Genomic DNA, 19,583 nt, shown 5'->3' with positions numbered 1-19,583 from the left:
AAAGTGTGAAACATCACACTAAGCTTGTGATTTAGATAATTGATAATTTGATTTCGTAATGATGATCGGCAGTTCATTTTTTGTCACAATACTCGGAAAGAAAAATATGATAATAATAAAAAATTTTTTCTTTGGAAGTGGTTGGTGTGGAGAAATATTATTGTGAACATTGCCGTCTTTTGTATAATAAAATTGAAATATGTAAGGTTTGCGGGAAAATGGCGGGAAATAAAATAAAAATCGAGGTTCAAAAGCAACCGGAAAAATTAGAGTCAGGTTAAATTAGATAATTGGAAAAGTTTATATAATGAAGGAATAACTATTACAAGATATAATAAAAATGCACAACAACAACAACCTTCAAAACGTTTGCTTCTCCGAATGGGGAAGTTTTTTTTGTTTCTGGAATAATATTCTTTAATTTGGCAAAAAATACCCTTACCTTTGGTTAAGGAGAATGATGTATGCCTACAATTCTTTCCGTTGCAGAAGTTATTCCTCCATATGAAATTAAACAGACTCAGGCAACAGAGTTCGCCAGGGAATTGTTTTCCGGTTCGTTTAAAGAAATCGGGCGGTTATTAAAGGCTTTTGAAAATGGACTTATTGAGAAACGACATTTTGTTAACCCCGTAGGCTGGTTTCAGCAGAATCATTCTTTTGAGGAAAAAAACAATGTCTACATCGAATCAGCCGTTACCCTCGGGAAGGAAGCCGTTGTAAAATGTCTTGATAACAATCAGTTTCTAAGGAAAAAAATCCCTTACAAAGACATTGATGCTATTTTTTATATTTCCACCACAGGGATTGCAACTCCAAGTATAGAAGCACGAATAATGAACCTTCTGCCTTTTCATCTCCACACAAAACGAATCCCAATCTGGGGATTGGGCTGTGCAGGCGGTGCTGCAGGTCTTGCGCGTGCTTTTGAATATTGCATGGCCTTTCCAAACGCTAAAGTCCTAGTTCTTTCTGTTGAACTTTGCAGTATAACCTTTCAGCGAAATGACCTATCGAAAAGCAACTTAATTGGGACATCTCTATTTGCAGATGGGGTGGCCTGTGCTTTAGTATGCGGAGATTCCTGTAATATCGAGGATTTTCGTATGAAATCCACATACCCTTCCATTTTAGCGGTTCAATCGGCACTTCTCCCTGATTCATTAGATGTGATGGGGTGGGATATAAAAAATGAAGGATTGTTTGTCCGGTTTTCTCGTGATATTCCAAAAATCGTACATAATTGGTTAAAGCCGGTGGCAGAAGAATTTTTACATGAAAACCATCTTCAAATAGATAAATTAGACTATTTCATTGCCCATCCAGGCGGTAAAAAGGTGTTGGATGCCTATGTTGAATCGCTCGGTATTCCCGAGTCGATGACAGACGTCTCGCTCGGAGTATTAAGAAAATTCGGAAATATGTCTTCTGCTACCATCCTTTATGTGTTAAAACAATATATGGAAATGGATATTCCACGTGGTTCAAATGGACTTTGTGCCGCACTTGGACCGGGTTTCAGTTCGGAAATGCTTCTATTGAGGTGGTTTGAATGAAGGACTTTCTGCCATTTATAAGCTTTATGGGTTTTATTATTTTTCAGCGTGCAGCAGAGATTTTTTTCGCGAAAAAAAATGAAAAATGGATGAAGAGTAGAGGAGCACTTGAATTTGGCACTATTCACTACCGCTGGATTGTCCTTATGCATGTACTATTTTTGCTTAGCTTTTGTGTAGAAAAGTTCATTTTAAATCACGGTTTATCACCACAATGGCTGATTATTTTTATTGTTTATATCCTCTCTCAGGCCCTGAGGGTATGGGTACTTGTATCACTGGGAAGGTATTGGAATACGAAAATACTTGTGCTTCCAAATGCAGACGTTATACGTAAAGGTCCGTACCTTTTAATCAGGCATCCGAATTATTTCGTAGTTTGTGTTGAAATCCTTGTCATTCCTTTGCTGTTTCAGGCGTATTATACTGCCTGTTTGTTTACAGTGATGAATATCATGATGCTTGCCATCCGGATTCCCGAGGAAGAAAGGGCGCTTGGATGTTACAGCGAATATGACGGAGTTTTTCAAAACTGCCGCCGTTTCTTGCCAAAGTTTGTTAAATAACTGTGACAATAATCTGTAAATGTATTGAAAATGATTATCACCTGTGCTAGAATTTTATTAACAATGAAAGTCATTCTCAACTAAGAGTCTGATTAAGGGAAGGTGTTACATATGACCTATGCTTTCGTCGGCGGAACCATTATAATCTACGCATTTGTCATGAAGCACGTCTTAAAAAATGTCACCCAATAAATATATTTAGCATTAACTGAAGCCAAGGAATATTCCTTGGCTTTTTGTGCGACGGGCAGTCGCATAGAGTGCTGGCATAGCCAGTGCTCTTCTTTTCTTTATCTGACAGAGACGTCATTTCGATGAAACGACTGAACGAGGATAATGAAATTGAATCCCAGATGGTGCAAGCCCATCCCCGAAGAACTGACCTAGTTCGGGAAGCTTAATCTAGGGCAACACCGTGAGGTGTTGTCTGAAGGAGATGCGGAATGTCGAGAGACCCGTAGGCGAATAGGTAGACCCTAATGCAATAAGTGTGAAGCACGGCGGCGGGATAAGTTGGCGACTCTCCGAAAAGTGAGGAAGCCCACTAAAGAGACAATTTTCTTTGGAAGTCAGAGCGAGAAATTGTGACTTATAACGTGATGGTGCAGGGTATGTCTAGAAGGGAAATGTGACGACCCCGTGAGGTCTCCGCCTTACCAAACAGGCAGGGTTCTAGTCTATATTATAAGGGTAAACCGAAATGACGAAGAACGGGTGGAGAAGTCAGACGTTCTCATAGTACGGAAGTAACTCGGTGACCATAACACCGAATGAACGGAAGGGGAACGACCTATGGATCCAAGCTATGAACTAGGTGTAATGTTAACAATCAAGTTACTGCGGTAAAACCGTTTGAATGTACATCAAGGAAAGGCGTGGAATACGCAATGAATCAAGAGTGGAAATTTAAATTACACAGTGTATATGGGCAACTTCTATTCGACAGGAAATTAACCCAGAGTTTTGAACAAGTTAAAGCAAATAAGGGTGCTGGAGGAATAGATGGGGAAACAATTGAAAGTTACGAAGCCAAATTAGAAGAGAATATCACGGAACTTCTTAATAAGCTAAGGACTAAAACCTATCAAGCCCATCCAGTTAAAAGGGTATACATACCGAAGAAAAATGGAAAGAAACGCCCATTGGGTATCCCTACAATAGAAGATCGTATTGTCCAACAAAGCGTAGTCAATATTCTTCAACCGAAATTTGAAGACAAATTGTTTCACAACTGGTCAGTGGGATATAGACCTAACCGCGGAGTAGAAAGAGCTTTACAAATAATCTTATGGAATATAGAGCAAGGATACAATTACATCTACGATTGTGATATTAAAGGTTTCTTTGATAACATCCCACATAAGAAACTAATTACAATTTTAAAGAAATACGTATCAGACCGTACGGTCTTAGGATTAATTGAACAATGGCTCAAAGCTGGCTTTATGGAAGAGGGGAAACTCATTCATTCTGACTATGGAACACCGCAGGGCGGAGTAATTTCTCCTTTACTTGCAAATGTGTATCTTAATGAAATGGACTGGGAATGGGACTTGAATGGATTTCGTTTTGTCCGATATGCAGATGACTTCCTGCTCTTTGCGAAATCAAAAGAAGATATTCAGAAAGCAGCCGCCCTAACGAAAGAAAGGTTATCTGAATTAGGATTAGAGATTTCTAAGGAGAAAACACGGGTAGTTGACTTCCAGAAGGATGATTTCGACTTTCTTGGGTTTACTTTTCATCATTGGAAACCAAGAAAGAAGGATAACAAACTACACTTTCAGGTCACACCCAAGAAAGAATCTATTAAGATTTTCGGATAAAAATTAAAGAAAAGACAAGGAAGTTCTTAACTTTTAGTAAAGAGGAATGGATAAAACGGGTAAACCCTATTATTCGTGGTAAGGTTAATTATTATTTGACCATCGTTAAGGCTATCAAAGCTAATGAGGAGCTTGGACAGAAAAGTCATTGTAGAACTAGAATGATTCGACGAATTCTTCAAGATATTGACGGATATATAAGGAAAAGATTGCGAGTAGCATTTATCCATAAACACCCAAACCAAAGAAAAGGACAGAAAATGAACAGTCTTTGGAACAATGCATTCTTCTTTAAAATAAAGCTTATCCCTTCCTATTGGCTATATCTAAATAAAGCTTATGGATACACCGAAGAACAATATTTAAGCGACTTGGTTAAAACATCAAAGAAGAGGTTACATAAAAGAATTAATCGAGCAAAACAAAAGCCGAGGAATATTATACACCTCACCGACTTCAAAAGATGCAAAATGCCTGGAACGCATCCTCTTGATGAACATTGTAACATTTGGTAAGCCGTATGCCTTAATAGGGCACGTGCGGTTTGATAAGGGGGAAGCCTCGAGAGAGGTTTCCCTACTTTATTTGCTAATAGGAAACTATAAATTCAACTACGCCTCATGAATCTTCTTATCGGACTCGCCAACTAGCGAGATTGCATTTATTTTTAAGTTTGTCAAGATAGGAAAAGTTCAAATTATCGTATAAAATAAACATATTATCATGTTGTTTAAGGGGAATTAGTTTAAATGGTCAAAATAGCCGATCAAAATGAAACGATACAAACATTAAAACAAAAAATAATCGCCATATATGAATATTTAATGGAGCAAAACGATATTCAAAATGCGCAAAAAATTAAGCAGCTTGCTCGAAAATTAGAAAACCGAGAATTCGCGATAGCGTTTTGCGGCCATTTTTCCGCAGGCAAATCAACCATGATCAATCGGGTCGTAGGGGAAAAACTGCTGCCCTCAAGCCCAATTCCGACAAGCGCAAACCTTGTAAAGGTAAAGTCCGGAGAGGATTATGCCAAGGTCTTTTTTAAAAGCGAGAAACCACGGCTTTATTTAGCCCCATATGATTATGAAATGGTCAAAAGGTATGCTAAGGATGGCGATAAAATCGAGGAAATCGAGATCAGCCATAGCGACTCAAACCTGCCAGCCAATACCGTCATAATGGACACACCCGGAATTGATTCAGCAGATGATGCCCACCGCATTGCCACTGAGTCTGCCATCCATTTAGCTGATTTGATCTTTTATGTAATGGACTATAACCATGTACAGGCAGAGTTGAATTTCCTCTTCACAAAGGAATTGACTGAAGCAGGTAAAGAGGTTTATTTAGTTATTAACCAAATCGATAAGCACAAGGATGAGGAGCTAAGCTTTGCCGATTTTCAAAAGAGTGTTGTCGATGCCTTCGCCTCCTGGGGAGTCAGACCAGCACGGATTTTTTATACTTCGCTAAAGGATGAAAAGAACCCCCGTAATGAATTTAAGGCATTACAGAAATTTATTGCGGATAAATTGGCAGCAAAAGATCAATTGCTTGTACCTTCCGTTTTTCATTCATTGAAAAAAATTGCCCAGGACCATATCAGTCAGGCGGCAAAGCAGGAGGAAGAAAAGCTTCTTCCATATTATGAGTTATTAAATGAATTAACCAAGGAGGAAAAAGAGGATCTGTTGAATTCCTTTCACCAGATTAAAGACAGCTTGTCTAAGCTTGCAGGAGGGACGGAAGCCAAGGAAAAGTCATTTGATGAAGAAATAGCGCAAATTTTAAAGAATTCCTATCTCATGCCTTTCCAGACAAGGGAACTGGCAGAGAAGTATCTGGAGGCATGCCAGCCAGATTTTAAAGTGGGCTTTCTTTTTTCAAAACAAAAAACGCAAGATGAAAAAAATGCGCGACTGGACAGTTTTTATCAGGATATTCTTGAAAAAACTAAATCCCAGCTGGAATGGCATTTACGTGAATTCCTGCTCAGGACATTAAAGGAAACAGAACTAGACCAGGGAGACCTGCTGGTGCTCGCCCAGGGCTATGCCCTTCCTGTTCCTAAAGATGTCCTAATTAACACAATAAAGCCTGGCGCCCGCCTATCCGGTGAATACCTGCTTCACTACACAGAAGATGTGGCGAATGAAATAAAACGGATCGCCCGAAACCGACTTGCTGAGTTTAAAGAAAAGTATCTAAATGCACTAAAGGAACAGGAGTCAAAATTAAACGAACAATTTGGCAAGGAATTCAATAAACAGGAACGCTATGTAAATGCCTTAACAGAGATTGATAAATACGAAGAAGCTATTATTGCAATAGAAAACAACCTTATGAACCAATTGAACAATCCAGAAGGAATTGAAGATGACCATTTCCAACTATTCGACCTGCAGGAAGAGGAATTTGAACTGATTAAATCTGAAGTGGAACCGGGTTCCCATAAGCCTGACGTGAAGAATGACAGCAGCCATTTGCCTGCACAGGTCAGTCTTGCAGAAACAACAAATAAAGGCTTTAAGGGTGAAGGGATCGACGAGGCGGAGGACCGTCTGCAACTCACCATTGACAAACTACTCAACGGTTCCAAGCTAATTAACGGTCTGCCAGGTTTTCAAAAGTTGGCAGGGGAATTGGCGGAAAAAGCAGGCCGGCTAGAAACACAGGGTTTTACCGTAGCCCTATTCGGTGCATTTAGTGCAGGGAAATCTTCATTTGCCAACGCGCTAATGGGGGAAAAGGTTTTACCGGTTTCCCCAAACCCCACTACGGCGGCAATTAATAAAATAAAACCAGTCACAGCTGAATATAAGCATGGGACAGTTCTTGTAAAGTTTAAAGATCGAGATGCAATGCTCGATGACGTCAACCGCTCACTTAAGGTCTTTGAATTACATGCGGTTGATTTCAAGGATGCCGCTAACATCATTGAAGGAATTATCTACGAGCAAAGCCAGGAAGGGATCGTTGAGAAGACTCATTATGCCTTCTTGCAGGCATTTCTTAAAGGTTATGCCTCTTTTGTAGAACTGCTCGGAACGGTTAAGGTTACAAGTTTAGACGAATTTCACGATTTTGTCGCCAAAGAAGAAAAATCCTGTTACGTTGAATGGATTGAACTCTATTATGACTGTGAACTAACGCGAAAAGGGATTACACTCGTTGATACGCCGGGGGCGGATTCCATCAATGCCCGCCATACTGGAGTTGCCTTTGACTATATCAAAAATTCAGATGCAATATTATTTGTAACGTATTATAACCATGCCTTTTCAAAAGCTGACCGGGAATTTTTAATTCAATTGGGACGGGTAAAGGAATCGTTCCAAATGGACAAAATGTTCTTTATTATAAATGCGATTGACCTTGCAGAAGATGAAGAGGAAAAGGAAGCGGTTGTTGACTATGTTTCGGATCAGCTGGTGAAATACGGAATCCGAAATCCGCATCTATACCCTTTATCAAGTCTTGAGGCCTTAAAGGAAAAAATAGGCTCAGCAGCGGTTTCCAGTTCAGGGATGGGCCAATTTGAAGACAGCTTTTATCACTTTATTTCAAATGATTTAACCGAAATGGCGATTTCAGCGGCACAGAATGAATTGAACCGTGTCCATGAATTGGTAGAGCGGCTCATCAAGAGTTCGCTGGAGGACAAGACCGTTAAAGAACAAAAACGCCAAGATATTGAAAGACAGAAGAATATGATTCAGGATCTGTTTGCAAAACAAACGGTCGAATCAATGGAAAACCGAATGTTCCAAGAAGCTGATGAATTAATTTATTATATTAAGCAACGTGTTTTCTTGCGGTTTAGCGATTTCTTTAAAGAAGCCTTCAATCCTTCAACCCTAAGGGATGATGGCCGCAACTTAAAGAAGGCGCTGCAAATGGCACTTGATGAATTTTTGGAAAGCCTAGGTTTTGATTTTGCTCAGGAAATGAGAGCTACAACGGTTCGAATCGAGCGGTTTATGGAAAAACTGCTTCGGGATTATCAGGCGGCACAAATTCGGACACTTCATGAAGTCAATCCAGACCTGTCCTTTTCACCATTTGAAAAAGGAACAACAGAAGAAATTGACTTCCCAATAGCGTTTGAAACCATGGACCAGCAGGCTTTTGCTAAAGCAAAATCCTATTTTAAAAATCCAAGGTCCTTCTTTGAAAAAAATGAAAAGAAATGGATGAGCGATGAACTAAATCAGGTATTAAATGGGCCAGCGGATGACTATTTGCAAAATCAAGGAAGTCGCTTAAAAGACCATTATGCAAAGAATCTCAACCGTGAATTCAACTTTCTATTAATGCAAATGAAGGATCAGACCGATGATTTTTATTTAAGTTTATTGGCCGCATTGGAAGGCGGAGTTTCAACAGAAATTTTAACAGATATACTAGTCAGGCTTGAAAATTAGGGGAAACGGAGGAGAATTCCAATGAAAAATATTATTAAGAAGGAATGGCTGGCACAAAATTTAAACAATGGCACAGTCAGAATTGTGGATTGCCGATTTTCCTTAGCCGACCCGCACAAGGGGAGACAGGAATATCTAGAAGGACATTTACCTGAGGCTGTCTATTTCGATTTGGAAAAGGATTTATCAAGCCCGGTTCAAACTCATGGAGGACGCCATCCATTGCCGGATTTGGAGGAATTGGTAAACAAGCTTGAGGCGGCGGGGATTGATGAGACGACAACAGTCGTAGCCTATGATCAGGGAGAAGGCGCATTCGCAGGACGTTTTTGGTGGCTCTTGAAATACCTTGGACACGAAAAAGCACACGTTCTAAATGGCGGATTCAAGCAGTGGGCAGAAGCAGGCCTGCCAATATCAGCAAGTATTCCAACATTTGCTAAAGCTCACTTTCAGCACCAGTTAAAACCAGAATTATTGGCATCCGTCGACGAAGTGAAAGAAGTTTCAGCAGGAAAAAAGGAAAACGTAATTTTGATTGATTCCCGCGAAGAAAAACGCTATTTAGGTATTGTCGAGCCGATTGATAAGAAGGCTGGGCATATTCCGGGGGCCGTCAATAAGCCATATACGGAAGGATTAGCAGGAGGAGAATACAAATCCTCCGAGGAACAAAAGCAGCGGTTTTCCGACGTGAATCCTGAACAGGAAATTATTGTATATTGTGGTTCTGGAATAACAGCAACCCCGAATTTCCTGGCCTTAAAGGAAGCAGGATTTCAAAAGGTCAAGCTCTATGCCGGCAGTTTCAGCGACTGGATTTCCTATCAGGAAAATAAAGTCGATTAAAATTTGAACCAAACCTATGATATAATGGAAAACGTGTTGTAATAAAACAACCATAGGAGGTTCAATTTTATGACGAATCAAAAACCTTCGCTCATGCTTGTCGATGGTATGGCCCTGTTATTCCGCGCTTTTTACGCAACAGCCGTAACAGGGCAGTTTATGATAAATTCAAAAGGGATCCCGACAAACGGGATTCATGGTTTTGTAAAGCATATGTTCACAGCCGTTTCGACCTTTAAGCCAACTCATCTAGCCGTGTGCTGGGATATGGGCAGCAAAACCTTCCGAACAGAACTTTTTCCTGACTATAAAGGAAATCGGGGCGAAGCACCGGTTGAATTAATTCCGCAGTTTGACCTTGTAAAAGAAGTAGTCGAATCCTTCGATATCCCCAATATTGGTTTGGCAGGATTTGAGGCAGATGATTGTATCGGTACTATTGCTAAACAAGCGAAGGAAGAAGCTCATGTTTCCATCTTGACCGGCGATCAGGACATTCTTCAGTTGCTTGATGACAGAATTTCGGTCATACTAATGAAAAAGGGTTATGGAAATTACTTGGTCCATACACCGCAGACCTTTAGGGAAGAGAAAGGTATTACGCCTCGACAAATGATTGACCTGAAGGCATTAATGGGTGATACTAGCGATAATTACCCTGGTGTCAAAGGAATCGGTGAAAAAACTGCTCTGAAGTTATTACAAGAGTTTGATCATGTTGAAGGAATTATCTCCAATTTGGACAAATTGTCGAAAGCGCAAAAAAACAAAATTGAGCAGGATTTGGACATGCTTTACCTGTCCAGAAAACTGGCAGAAATCAAATGTGATGTTCCGGTAAATTGCAGTCTGGAAAGTGCCAGCCTTAAAATCGAGAAAGAAAAGGCGGAAAATAAATTAATGGAATTGGAGCTTCGCGGCCTTGGCAGGCTTTTCCCTCAGGAGGAAGCGCATATTTCCTAATAACTCGGGTTGTCTCATATTGAGGCAGCCTTTTTTTTATTCACCACTATTTACGAATTTAATAGGATAGTTATTAGGAATTGACTTGGAGGCAGTGGCCCATGCGAACATATACATTTCACCGCCTTATTGAAAGCGGCGCAACCAGTCACGTTTATGAAGCGGTTGATGACATTGGAAAAAAGGTTATTGTCAAAAAGGTAAAAAATGCTTCAGATGCCGAAGATGAGGTTAACATACTTAAACGCTTGCCAGTCCATAATCAACTGATTCTGATGACCGATTTTTTTATCGACGGTTCTAATGGATACATCATTTTCGACCACCATCCTGGAGAAAAACTAGGGAATTTTAAAAAAGGTAAACCGCGTCAGCAAAAATCAGCGATCCAAATAACAATAAAAATATTACAGGGCTTAAAGACAGTTCATCAGCACGGCATCCTGCACTGCGATATTACTCCCCACAATGTGATCATTTCAGAAGAAAATCCGGAAACGGTTAAAATTATTGATTTTGGATCAGCTGTGTTGGTGAATGAACAAGGTAAATACATTGGCAGCCATAAAGGGGCGACTAAATGGTACCGGCCTCCGGAACTAAAAAAAGAAAGAAGCGGCTTCACAGCACAGCTAGATTTCTCATCAGATTTATATAGTGCTGCAAGTGTATGCCTATACCTGTTAACCGGCTCTGCCCCATACAGAAAAAAACAGGCCTGCCTGCAGATCGAGAATAAAGAACTTCAATACGTACTTAGAAAAGCAACCAACAGGAATAAAAAAAAGCGATATCAATCAACACAGGATTTTATTGACGCCTTGCTGCCATTTTCTTAAATAATATCACTAAAGGAGCAAACTAGATGGAGGACTTTAAGCAGATTGTTGTGTCACCGGGTAAACCAGTCATAATCAAGAAAAATCCAACCTCCTACCCATTAATTGGAAAAGGACAGCAGGGCGCAGTATTTAAAGTATCCGATGAGGAATGTGTAAAAATTTATTCAAAGAAAATATATTGTTCAAGGGATGCTCTTGTATTACAAGAAATAGGCAAAAAATCATCGATTGTTCCAAATGTCTATGAAATAGGAAAAAAATATATTTTAATGGAGTACTTAAATGGTTCTTCCTTACAGGAGGAGCTCGAACAGTCTGGTAAAATAACAGAACCAATTTGCAGACAAATTCTTAATATTATTCAGGAACAAATTCGCTGTCAGTTTCCAAGGATTGATTTTGCTTTAAGGCATGCGATTTATGATAAGTACGGCAGCCTTAAAGTTATTGATCATGTTAATTCTTTTCGGGTGAATAGACAGGTACCAACTCGACTATTAAAGGATTTAAACCACATTGGTTTAAAATCATCGTTTTTAAACCATGTAAAAGCGCTTGAACCGAATCTTTATCAGCAATGGATCTCTAAAAGAAATTAAAGATATTGCTCTGTAATAACTATTTTTGCGCCGCAGGAATATAAATTATTTATAAGACCTGAAAATAATTGTAGGTGACTGGGAAATGTATGAAAATTCCATCGGTATTATACTCCCAAAAAGGTTATGGAATAGTATCCTTCTCAAGAAAACAATCCAAATAGAAGGAACCGTTGCTGATCTTTTAAGTAAAAGAGGAGAAGAATTCAAGCTTAGAGTCCTATTTTTTAATATTGAAGAGATACATGTAAAAGAACGTAAGGGTAAAGCATTTATGGTCCATAACAGTGCAATAATTGACTTAGGAAATCAGGACATTCCTTCCATTGTCTACAACCCAAATCACTATCATCAACGGAGTCACAAACGGACAATCTTTCAGCTCTCGAGACAGGAGAATTGTACAGTAATCAATGAAAAAGCAAAGCTTAGAAACAAACATTTATTGGAACTAATTTCCTCAGATCAAGATATCAAAAACTTAGTCCCGGTCCCGAATGAACCAATCCAATCCCCCATTATTTTTACAATTCTTGGCCAAAAAAAATGCCGCAGTACGTGGCACTTCCCTTTTTTTTACGCAAAAGATTTCAACGGACAATTACAATCATTTGAAGAAGCCTGGCACCTGCTGCCGCAAATGCAAATGGATCAGGAACAACTAAAAAAGAAAATACATGACGCAAGCAACATCATTTTTAAATTGATTCAATTTTATTATCCAGGGATATATGAATTAGGCCTTCGATTTTTTCTAAACAAAAAGGGAGACATAAAAATCCATTCTACCGTGTCGATTGAAAAAGTCGTAAAGGATGCCGCTTTTTGGGACCCAATAAAATACGAGGAATTGCTCAGTTGGCCAATCGAACTTTCTAGTGAACTTTTAAATTCCTCTGATGAACCCGAAATGAAACATGAAAAGCTAATTTCCTTGCCTGAAGACGATGAAGCCGTTCATCGAAGTCAGGAATTACGCAGCCAAGTTGGAACCTTAAGACCTTTATGGGTAAAACTTAATGTTTTTCAAGATTCTGAGCCAGTATTGAAATTCCCTTCATCCGTTGCCGCTTTGTTAAAAAAGCTGCCTGAGGCTATGAAATACGGTGTGAAGGAGGAGGAATGCAGGTCATTCCTTTTTGAAGAAGATTCAGGGGCCGTAGATAAAAATTCTTACCATGAGCCCCATGAGTTATTCATTTCTAATTCATTGGCAGAAAAATTACGGATTCCTGAAGATCTTATTTTTCAAATTCAGGTTGTGCAAGAGAAAGTCATTTTGGGACCTACGATTGGATTGCTTTTAGGGGAAAAAAACCATCTATATAACCTAAATTACATGAAAAAATTTACGAATCGCCTTGGTGCATATAAACAGTTCGGTGGGGTTGTGTTCGCTTTTTCTACTCGTTCCATCGATTGGGATAGAAAAGTGGCCTACGGGATGATGTATGATCCTACTGGTAATTGCTGGAGGTATGCTTCAACAACAATTCCCGCTGCCATATACAGAAGGAATTTCCACCAAAATAAATCCCATTTACAAAAATTAGTAGAAATGACGGATAATCAGGTTTTCAATTCTTACCATTTTAAAAAATCAGATCTTTACTTACTAAAAAACGAACCGCTCATTGAAAAATATTTACCAGAAACCTTTTTATTAGAGGAACCAAGAGAATTAATGGAGCTGCTTGTAGAAAAGAAAAAGGTCATCTTAAAACCTGTCAGCCTGTCCCGAGGCCGGGGGATTTTTATTCTTGAAGCAGCAGAAAAAGGTCCTGGATATATTTTGTCCGATTATAACTTCTCCCCAAAAGTACAGCACCATATCAAGGACATTCAGGAGTTTGAAGGGATATTAAATAAATTGAATATTTTACAAAATGATTATTTGTATCAAACCTATATCCCACTTTTAAAAGTTCAAAACCGCTCATTTGATGTCAGAGTAGTGATGCAAAAATATAATCGGTACAGATGGCTATGTTCTGGAATTGAATGCCGTGTGGCTGGTGAAAATGAAGAATTGACGAACATTGCCAGAGGCGGGAATGCCATGACACTGGAAGAGGCCCTTAAGAAAACGGGAAAAGGCCTTTCTTTCCGGCAGGTACATCGAAGTATTCTGAATTTATGCCATAAGTTTTGTGACCTAATGGATCAAGGAGACGAGCACTTTGCTGAATTTGGTATTGATGTTGCCTTGGATGAGCAGGGATATCCGTGGCTCTTGGAAGCTAACATTTTTCCCAGCTTTAAAGGATTTAAAACATTAGATTACGATACCTTTTTGAGTATTCGATTCCAGCCGCTTTTCTATGCTGTTCAAATACAAGGGTTTAAAATAGTTGATTTTGTGCCTGTAAAAAGAAAGATTGATAGTAAAAAAATTTATTATTAATAAACTAGGGCAAGGGGGTCAGACCCCCTTACTCCTTATTTCGCTTTTGCACAATTGTAAATACCGTTCCGCGCATTTTTCCCAAGTAAATAATTGCTTTACGGTTTCAACACTATTTTCCCCTAATTCTTTTAAAAGTTGGGGCTGATTCAATAAATGAAGCACGTATTCTTTTATTTCATATTCAATCCTTTTGGCATTAAGTAAATATCCGGTTTTGCCATGCTGAACAACCTCGGGGATTCCCCCATTTTTTGATGCAATAACCGGAATACCGCAGGCCATTGCCTCAAGATTGACCAATCCAAAGGCCTCATTTCCGGTGGAAGGAACCAGAACAATATCGGCAGCGGCAAACCACTCATGAATATGTGTGTGGGGGATAAACGGAACAAAGCGAATATAATCTGTTAGCCCTTTTGCTAACTCATACAAATTCCGAACATATTTTGTTTGTTTGTCTGATCCATATGAGGAACTCCCCGCAATAATCAGCACGGTATCAGGCTTTTTTTCAATAATAGCAGGCAAGGCTTTTATAAGTTTATGAACGCCCTTGGTTCTTTTTAAACGGCCCACAAATAATAGGACTTTTTTGTCAGCAAGCTGATATTTACATTTTATTGATTTATTTATTTCATCAACCTGCTGTAACCACTTGGATTGAAATTGACGAATATCAACACCTAAATGATTGACAACAACTTTTTCTGACTTACAGCCGAATTTGGTGATGATGTATTCCTTAAGAAAATGGCTGGGAACGATAATTTTATCTGCTTGTTCCAGACATTTAACTACTTCATCCCTGTTTATCCTAGGGAAGGTAATATATCTTATCGAGTGAAGCGACAACCATATTGTCGTCTTTTTATATTTTTGCCGAACCATAGGAACAAATTTAGGGCGGTTTTCAATTTGAATGATGTCAGGGTTTACGTCATCCAGTTTTATTAGCACCCTTTCCAGATAACTTTTCCTTTTTCGGAAACGGTAATAGGTTATCTTGCCACGCTTTTCAGTATTAGGTAGTTTCTTCGTTTTTTTACCAAAAATGGTGAAGTTAATTTTGTGCTGGAGGGCATCTGTTAATCTGTCAACAACCGTTTCAACTGAGCTTGAACGTGGTGAAGGAATCGGAAAAGTACCCGGAGTAATGATAGCTATTTTTAGTTTCATGGACATACAGCATCCCGTCTCCTTTTCAAATTCATTAGTATTAAATTTATATGTTCGTTTTTGAAAACTAGGCAGTATTAAAGGTAAATGCAAATGTTTAAAAATATATTGTTCAAAGCGGGAATAAAGGGAGGGAAGAAGGTTGGAGAATCAGATTATTGGAATTGTAATAAGCAACAAGCTATACCGTGCAATGGCCAAAGGAAAGCTATCTAGAATTTTTTCTTTCTATGAGGAAGCATGCGGGGAGAATAATTTGATTCCCTGTTTTATGCGGTTCAAGGATTTACAGCCTGGCAAGATAAAGATTACTGTTTTAATGAGAAATCACAGTGGAAAATACACACAAAGATCGATTTCTAAACCAGCTATCATTCATAATCGCGGCTATCAAGGATCAAAAGCTGCAAGAAAGAAAATTAATAGTTTGCTGGAAGAGGGAATAGTTATTTTTAACAAATGGAATCAATACGGCAAATGGAAAGTCTATAAAATTTTGGCTGAAAATTGTTTTATTAAGCCACATTTACCTGAAACCGCAAAATTAACGAAAGAAAACCTATTGAAACTCCTTTTACACCATCACGAGCTAATCATAAAGCCTAATCGAGGAACATATGGAAAAAGAATTATGAAACTAACACGCTGGAGCGAAACAGAGCTGAAACTCATACGCCCTGCCGGGAAATTATTCTTGGAGGAACAGTTGTCATTGTCTGAGATAAATGAAAAACTTGAATTGATTACAAATGGAAAATATATTATCCAGGAAAGAATAGCACTAGCTGAGTATCACCAAAAACCGTTCGATATCCGGGTTGCGGTCCAAAAAAATAGGCGGGGAGAGTGGCAGGTTACCGGAATGGCAGGCAAAGTTGCAAAAAAAGGGAGATTTGTCACAAATGTTGCTAAGGGAGGGACTTGTTTTCCACTTGATAAAATTATTGGGAATCTGCCGCATCTTCAATACGAACAGGTTTATCATGATATTGAAAAACTATCTCTGATGATTGCAAGTGAATTGGGCAATCAATTAGATCTTGTTGATATAGGGCTTGATATTGGTATAACAAATGATGGGTTTCCAATGCTTATTGAATGCAATGCCAGGGACTTGCGGCTTACTTTTCGTAATGCCAAATTACTTGATATTTGGAAAACAACCTATAGAACGCCAATCGAATATGGGAAATTTCTATTGGAGAACCGAAGGACAATTTCATAAGACAAAGAAAGGCTGCCTGATGGACAGCCTTTTTTTGCTGCCATTTTATATTTTTGTATTTGATTTCTTTGCTCTATTTTCCAGTTTGCTTTTTGGCTCTTCAGCAAACTCGGCATCCTGGCCGTATCCTTGTGGATTTACACCAGGTGCTTTAGCGCCGCGGTTATTGCTTACCTTTTTGGTCATACAAGTCACCTCCACTTTTTTAGTATCTCCATCCGGAATAATTAAACTCATCTTTCTTCACAATAAAGGCAGGGGTGATCATCAAATGAACAAGGCTGTTTATTTAGCACTTTTAAGCATTGGACTCGCCCAGGGGATGAAAATTCCTATTCACTTCTTCAAAAAGAAGGAATGGCGGCCGGATGTCTTTTTTGGAACAGGTGGAATGCCAAGCTCACATTCTGCAGGAGTCGCTACTTTAACCACCTATATCGCATTAAAAAGGGGATTGCCGACCATTGATTTTGCTTTGTCCCTTATCTATGGCTTAATCGTTATGTATGATGCCCAAGGAGTCCGAAGGCAAACGGGTGAACTGACGTTAAGAGTAAATTCTATGAATGAATTAATCGACAAAATCAATGAAAAAGAAAGTGTAGAGTTTAAAGAAAAGCCGCCAAAAAAGCTGAAGGAAGTCCTGGGACATCAGCCTGAGGAAGTACTAGGCGGGGCGCTTTTAGGAGTATTGGTCGGGATAATTGGTCATAAATGCACAGAAAAAGATAGAAAAATGTCGAAATTTAAGCTAAGATTTTAAAGGGGATATTTTTAGATTTATGGGAGAGGGTTGGATCATCAGTGCGGACGGTTGAGGAATATTTGCATTACTTGAAGGGAAAAGGCTTCCAATTTCAAGAGGATGCAATCGGCTTTATTTACTTCGGGAAACATTACACAAATGCTTCCGATGAGATCATTAATACAGCAATTGAACTGACCTTAAAAGCACAGAAAAGCTTTGATGGCAGCTTTTATGTTTCCTTACTGGAAACCTTTATCCGAAATCAAATAAACAACAGAAAAGACGCCATCAGTTTTGTGAAGAATCACGAATTGTTGGGAATTTAAAAAAGGAGGCTGACCAATAAAAGTCAGCCTCTTTTTTCGCTAATAGCGCATAAAATCAACTATGCCTCATGGACAAGTCCTGTCGTGCCTGCCAATCGGCGAGTTTCCATTTAGCTTCCTATACTTTTGTTTTTTCTTATTATGAAGATTTTCTTGGCCGGAAGTTCGGCGAAAACCATTCCCATAAAAATAAGGATGCAGCCAATTAAAGCGCTGGAGGATAAACGTTCCTGCGCCCAGAAATAGCCCGTTATGGCTGCAAATACCGGCTCCATGGCAAAAATAAGGGCAACCCTTGTTGCAGACGTATACTTTTGAAAGTTCGTTTGAATAAAGAAAGCAATTGCTGTTGCAAAAATACTGGTAATTACTAAAGCAGTCAAAACATCTTGAGATAATAAAATGTCAGCCCGAAATGACTTCCGCCAATCCTCAAAAATGAAAGAAGAAATAATAGAAAGAATAGCAACAGTTGCGATTTGGATAACGGTTAGAAGTAAAGTCGGATAGCTGCTTGAAAATTTTCCTGTTAGAATAATATGCATCGCAAAGCTGATGGCACATACAAAAACAAATCCATCGCCAATATTTAATGCTGATATATCCGTCATGGTCAGCAAAAACAAGCCAACAGTCGCTGTAAGAACACCAAAAATCGCGTTTTTACCTGGAATTTGTTTCATTAAAAACATCGAAAATAAAGGGACCAGAACAACACTGAGGCCTGTGATAAAACCGGCTTTCGACGATGTAGTATACAAAAGGCCGATTGTTTGCGTAACATAACCTAAATAGAGCCAAAATCCAATAAAAACTCCGGAAATAATTAATTTTATATTTATTTGTTTAAGCTGCTTTCTTTCAAATAGGACTAAAGCGAAAATGAGCAAGACTGCGGCAATAAAGAAGCGTACACCATTAAACGCAAATGGCTCTAAAAAGTCTATCGCATTTTGCACCAAAACAAATGTCATTCCCCAAATCATTGTCACTAAAAGCAGGCTTAAGTCTGCGAACAGCGGTTTTTTCATGATGCTAGTGCCTCCGTTATCAAAATTCCCCATTATTATCTAACTGAAAGTTTATCATATATTACCTTTCCGTAGCAGGAAAATATTTTCTATGTCTATCTGGGTATGATATAAATGAATTTATATAGATGGATACATTATTTACCATAATAATCAATTAGAAAGGGTGAATATCTGTGAAATATAAGCTTGAATGGGTGCATAAATTAAAAAGTAATGAAAAAGTGAAATGTACTTCCGACTGGGCTTCCGCTGAAACAGCTGTCCAGCTTGGGGAAGAGCTCGAGCGGTCAGGGAAGGCGGTCGACTTGTATTTTTATGATGAAAAAGGGACATCTTGGATTCTAAAGGAAATGAAAAAGCTGCTGACAGAAATAGAAGAGGAACCTCAAGAAATAACCGTTTATTTTGATGGCGGATTTCACAAGGAAACTAATCAGGCTGGTCTTGGGGCAGTTATTTTTTTTCAGCAAGGAAAAAAGAAGTATCGTATCCGCGCCAATGAACTTTTTGATGAACTGGATACAAACAACGAGGCAGAGTATGCCGCTTTTTATTTTGCACTCAATATTTTAGAAGATCTCGGAGTACAGCATCAATCATGTGAATTTAAAGGTGACTCCCAGGTCGTTTTAAAACAGCTGGAAGGTGAATGGCCTTGTTATGAAGAAAACTTGAACCGTTGGCTGGATCGGATCGAGGAAAAAATTAAGCAACTTGGCATTTATCCAAAATACACAGCGATTCCACGAAATGACAATAAAGAAGCTGATAAGCTTGCAACTCAAGCGTTGGAAGGAAAAAATATCTTTGCAAAAACGATTATTCTATAATGGAGCGGGGTGTCTAATCTTTGTGAAAGAATCAGTCAGAAAAGCGCTTTTTACTCAAGTGGAACATTTGCTGAATGAATACTGTGAAGGCTGTTTTGTACATCGGCAATTAAAAAGAGAAGGGGGCCGGAGAACAGCCCACCGGTTTTGCATTTCACAATGTACCATTGGGCAAAAAATTCAGGAATATGGAAAAAAGCTGACGTAAA

The 19,583-nt window shown here is 38.9% G+C and carries 17 protein-coding genes; 14 read left to right on the top strand and 3 right to left on the bottom strand.

What is annotated here, in order from left to right:
• Positions 1–464 precede the first annotated feature (464 nt).
• The 9 genes from ACZ5AE_RS20295 to ACZ5AE_RS20255 all read left to right on the top strand — a co-directional run bounded on the left by ACZ5AE_RS20295 (position 465) and on the right by ACZ5AE_RS20255 (position 14,032).
• A complete protein-coding gene (locus ACZ5AE_RS20295) occupies positions 465–1,556 on the top strand; it encodes a type III polyketide synthase (RefSeq protein WP_464566382.1) in 1,092 nt (363 codons plus the stop codon).
• Positions 1,557–1,582: 26 nt separating this feature from the next.
• On the top strand, positions 1,583–2,122 hold the full coding sequence (locus ACZ5AE_RS20290) for an isoprenylcysteine carboxyl methyltransferase family protein (protein ID WP_464566381.1): 540 nt from the start codon (positions 1,583–1,585) through the stop codon (positions 2,120–2,122).
• An 887-nt stretch (positions 2,123–3,009) separates the two neighbouring features.
• Positions 3,010–3,948 carry a group II intron reverse transcriptase/maturase gene (gene ltrA, locus ACZ5AE_RS20285; RefSeq protein ID WP_464566380.1) on the top strand — a complete coding sequence of 313 codons (939 nt, stop codon included), beginning with the start codon at positions 3,010–3,012 and terminating at the stop codon, positions 3,946–3,948.
• Between the two features lie 749 nt (positions 3,949–4,697).
• Positions 4,698–8,375 (top strand): dynamin family protein, encoded by a 3,678-nt coding sequence (locus ACZ5AE_RS20280; protein WP_464566379.1) that lies wholly within the window; start codon positions 4,698–4,700, stop codon positions 8,373–8,375.
• Positions 8,376–8,396: 21 nt separating this feature from the next.
• A complete protein-coding gene (locus tag ACZ5AE_RS20275; protein ID WP_464566378.1) occupies positions 8,397–9,224 on the top strand; it encodes a sulfurtransferase in 828 nt (275 codons plus the stop codon).
• 69 nt (positions 9,225–9,293) lie between these two features.
• Positions 9,294–10,187: a 5'-3' exonuclease gene (locus ACZ5AE_RS20270; RefSeq protein ID WP_464566377.1), complete on the top strand. Its 894-nt coding sequence runs from the start codon at positions 9,294–9,296 to the stop codon at positions 10,185–10,187.
• Positions 10,188–10,288: 101 nt separating this feature from the next.
• Positions 10,289–11,026 (top strand): protein kinase domain-containing protein, encoded by a 738-nt coding sequence (locus ACZ5AE_RS20265; RefSeq protein WP_464566376.1) that lies wholly within the window; start codon positions 10,289–10,291, stop codon positions 11,024–11,026.
• A gap of 26 nt (positions 11,027–11,052) precedes the next feature.
• Positions 11,053–11,628, top strand: coding sequence for a serine/threonine protein kinase (locus ACZ5AE_RS20260; RefSeq protein ID WP_464566375.1), 576 nt, complete (start codon positions 11,053–11,055; stop codon positions 11,626–11,628).
• A gap of 85 nt (positions 11,629–11,713) precedes the next feature.
• Positions 11,714–14,032 carry a YheC/YheD family endospore coat-associated protein gene (locus tag ACZ5AE_RS20255; protein WP_464566374.1) on the top strand — a complete coding sequence of 773 codons (2,319 nt, stop codon included), beginning with the start codon at positions 11,714–11,716 and terminating at the stop codon, positions 14,030–14,032.
• Positions 14,033–14,050: 18 nt separating this feature from the next.
• Here ACZ5AE_RS20255 and ACZ5AE_RS20250 read toward each other — a convergent pair whose 3' ends face one another.
• A complete protein-coding gene (locus ACZ5AE_RS20250; protein WP_464566373.1) occupies positions 14,051–15,217 on the bottom strand; it encodes a glycosyltransferase family 4 protein in 1,167 nt (388 codons plus the stop codon).
• A gap of 136 nt (positions 15,218–15,353) precedes the next feature.
• Between ACZ5AE_RS20250 and ACZ5AE_RS20245 the strand changes: the two genes are divergently transcribed.
• Entirely contained in the window at positions 15,354–16,436 is a 1,083-nt protein-coding gene (locus tag ACZ5AE_RS20245) for a YheC/YheD family protein (RefSeq protein ID WP_464566372.1), read from the top strand.
• Between the two features lie 45 nt (positions 16,437–16,481).
• Here the strand turns inward: ACZ5AE_RS20245 and sspL are convergent, their stop codons facing one another.
• Entirely contained in the window at positions 16,482–16,622 is a 141-nt protein-coding gene (gene sspL, locus ACZ5AE_RS20240) for a small, acid-soluble spore protein L (protein WP_213120425.1), read from the bottom strand.
• A gap of 85 nt (positions 16,623–16,707) precedes the next feature.
• On the opposite strand from sspL, the gene ACZ5AE_RS20235 reads away from it, so the two are divergent.
• Positions 16,708–17,199 (top strand): divergent PAP2 family protein, encoded by a 492-nt coding sequence (locus ACZ5AE_RS20235; RefSeq protein ID WP_464566371.1) that lies wholly within the window; start codon positions 16,708–16,710, stop codon positions 17,197–17,199.
• A 41-nt stretch (positions 17,200–17,240) separates the two neighbouring features.
• Complete coding sequence (locus ACZ5AE_RS20230; protein ID WP_464566370.1) at positions 17,241–17,510, top strand: DUF6123 family protein; 270 nt, start codon at positions 17,241–17,243, stop codon at positions 17,508–17,510.
• Positions 17,511–17,620: 110 nt separating this feature from the next.
• Here the strand turns inward: ACZ5AE_RS20230 and ACZ5AE_RS20225 are convergent, their stop codons facing one another.
• Positions 17,621–18,541, bottom strand: a complete 921-nt coding sequence (locus tag ACZ5AE_RS20225) for a DMT family transporter (protein WP_464573681.1) — start codon at positions 18,539–18,541, stop codon at positions 17,621–17,623.
• Positions 18,542–18,717: 176 nt separating this feature from the next.
• Here ACZ5AE_RS20225 and ACZ5AE_RS20220 point away from each other — a divergent pair, with 176 nt between their 5' ends.
• Both ACZ5AE_RS20220 and ACZ5AE_RS20215 read left to right on the top strand, forming a co-directional pair.
• Positions 18,718–19,374 carry a reverse transcriptase-like protein gene (locus ACZ5AE_RS20220; RefSeq protein ID WP_464566369.1) on the top strand — a complete coding sequence of 219 codons (657 nt, stop codon included), beginning with the start codon at positions 18,718–18,720 and terminating at the stop codon, positions 19,372–19,374.
• Positions 19,295–19,582 carry a zinc-finger domain-containing protein gene (locus tag ACZ5AE_RS20215; RefSeq protein WP_464566368.1) on the top strand — a complete coding sequence of 96 codons (288 nt, stop codon included), beginning with the start codon at positions 19,295–19,297 and terminating at the stop codon, positions 19,580–19,582. Before ACZ5AE_RS20220 ends, ACZ5AE_RS20215 begins: the two co-directional genes overlap by 80 nt.
• Position 19,583 lies beyond the last annotated feature (1 nt).

The sequence above is a fragment of the Neobacillus sp. S1227 genome (assembly GCF_055385255.1).
This window is presented reverse-complemented; position numbering and strand designations above follow the sequence as displayed.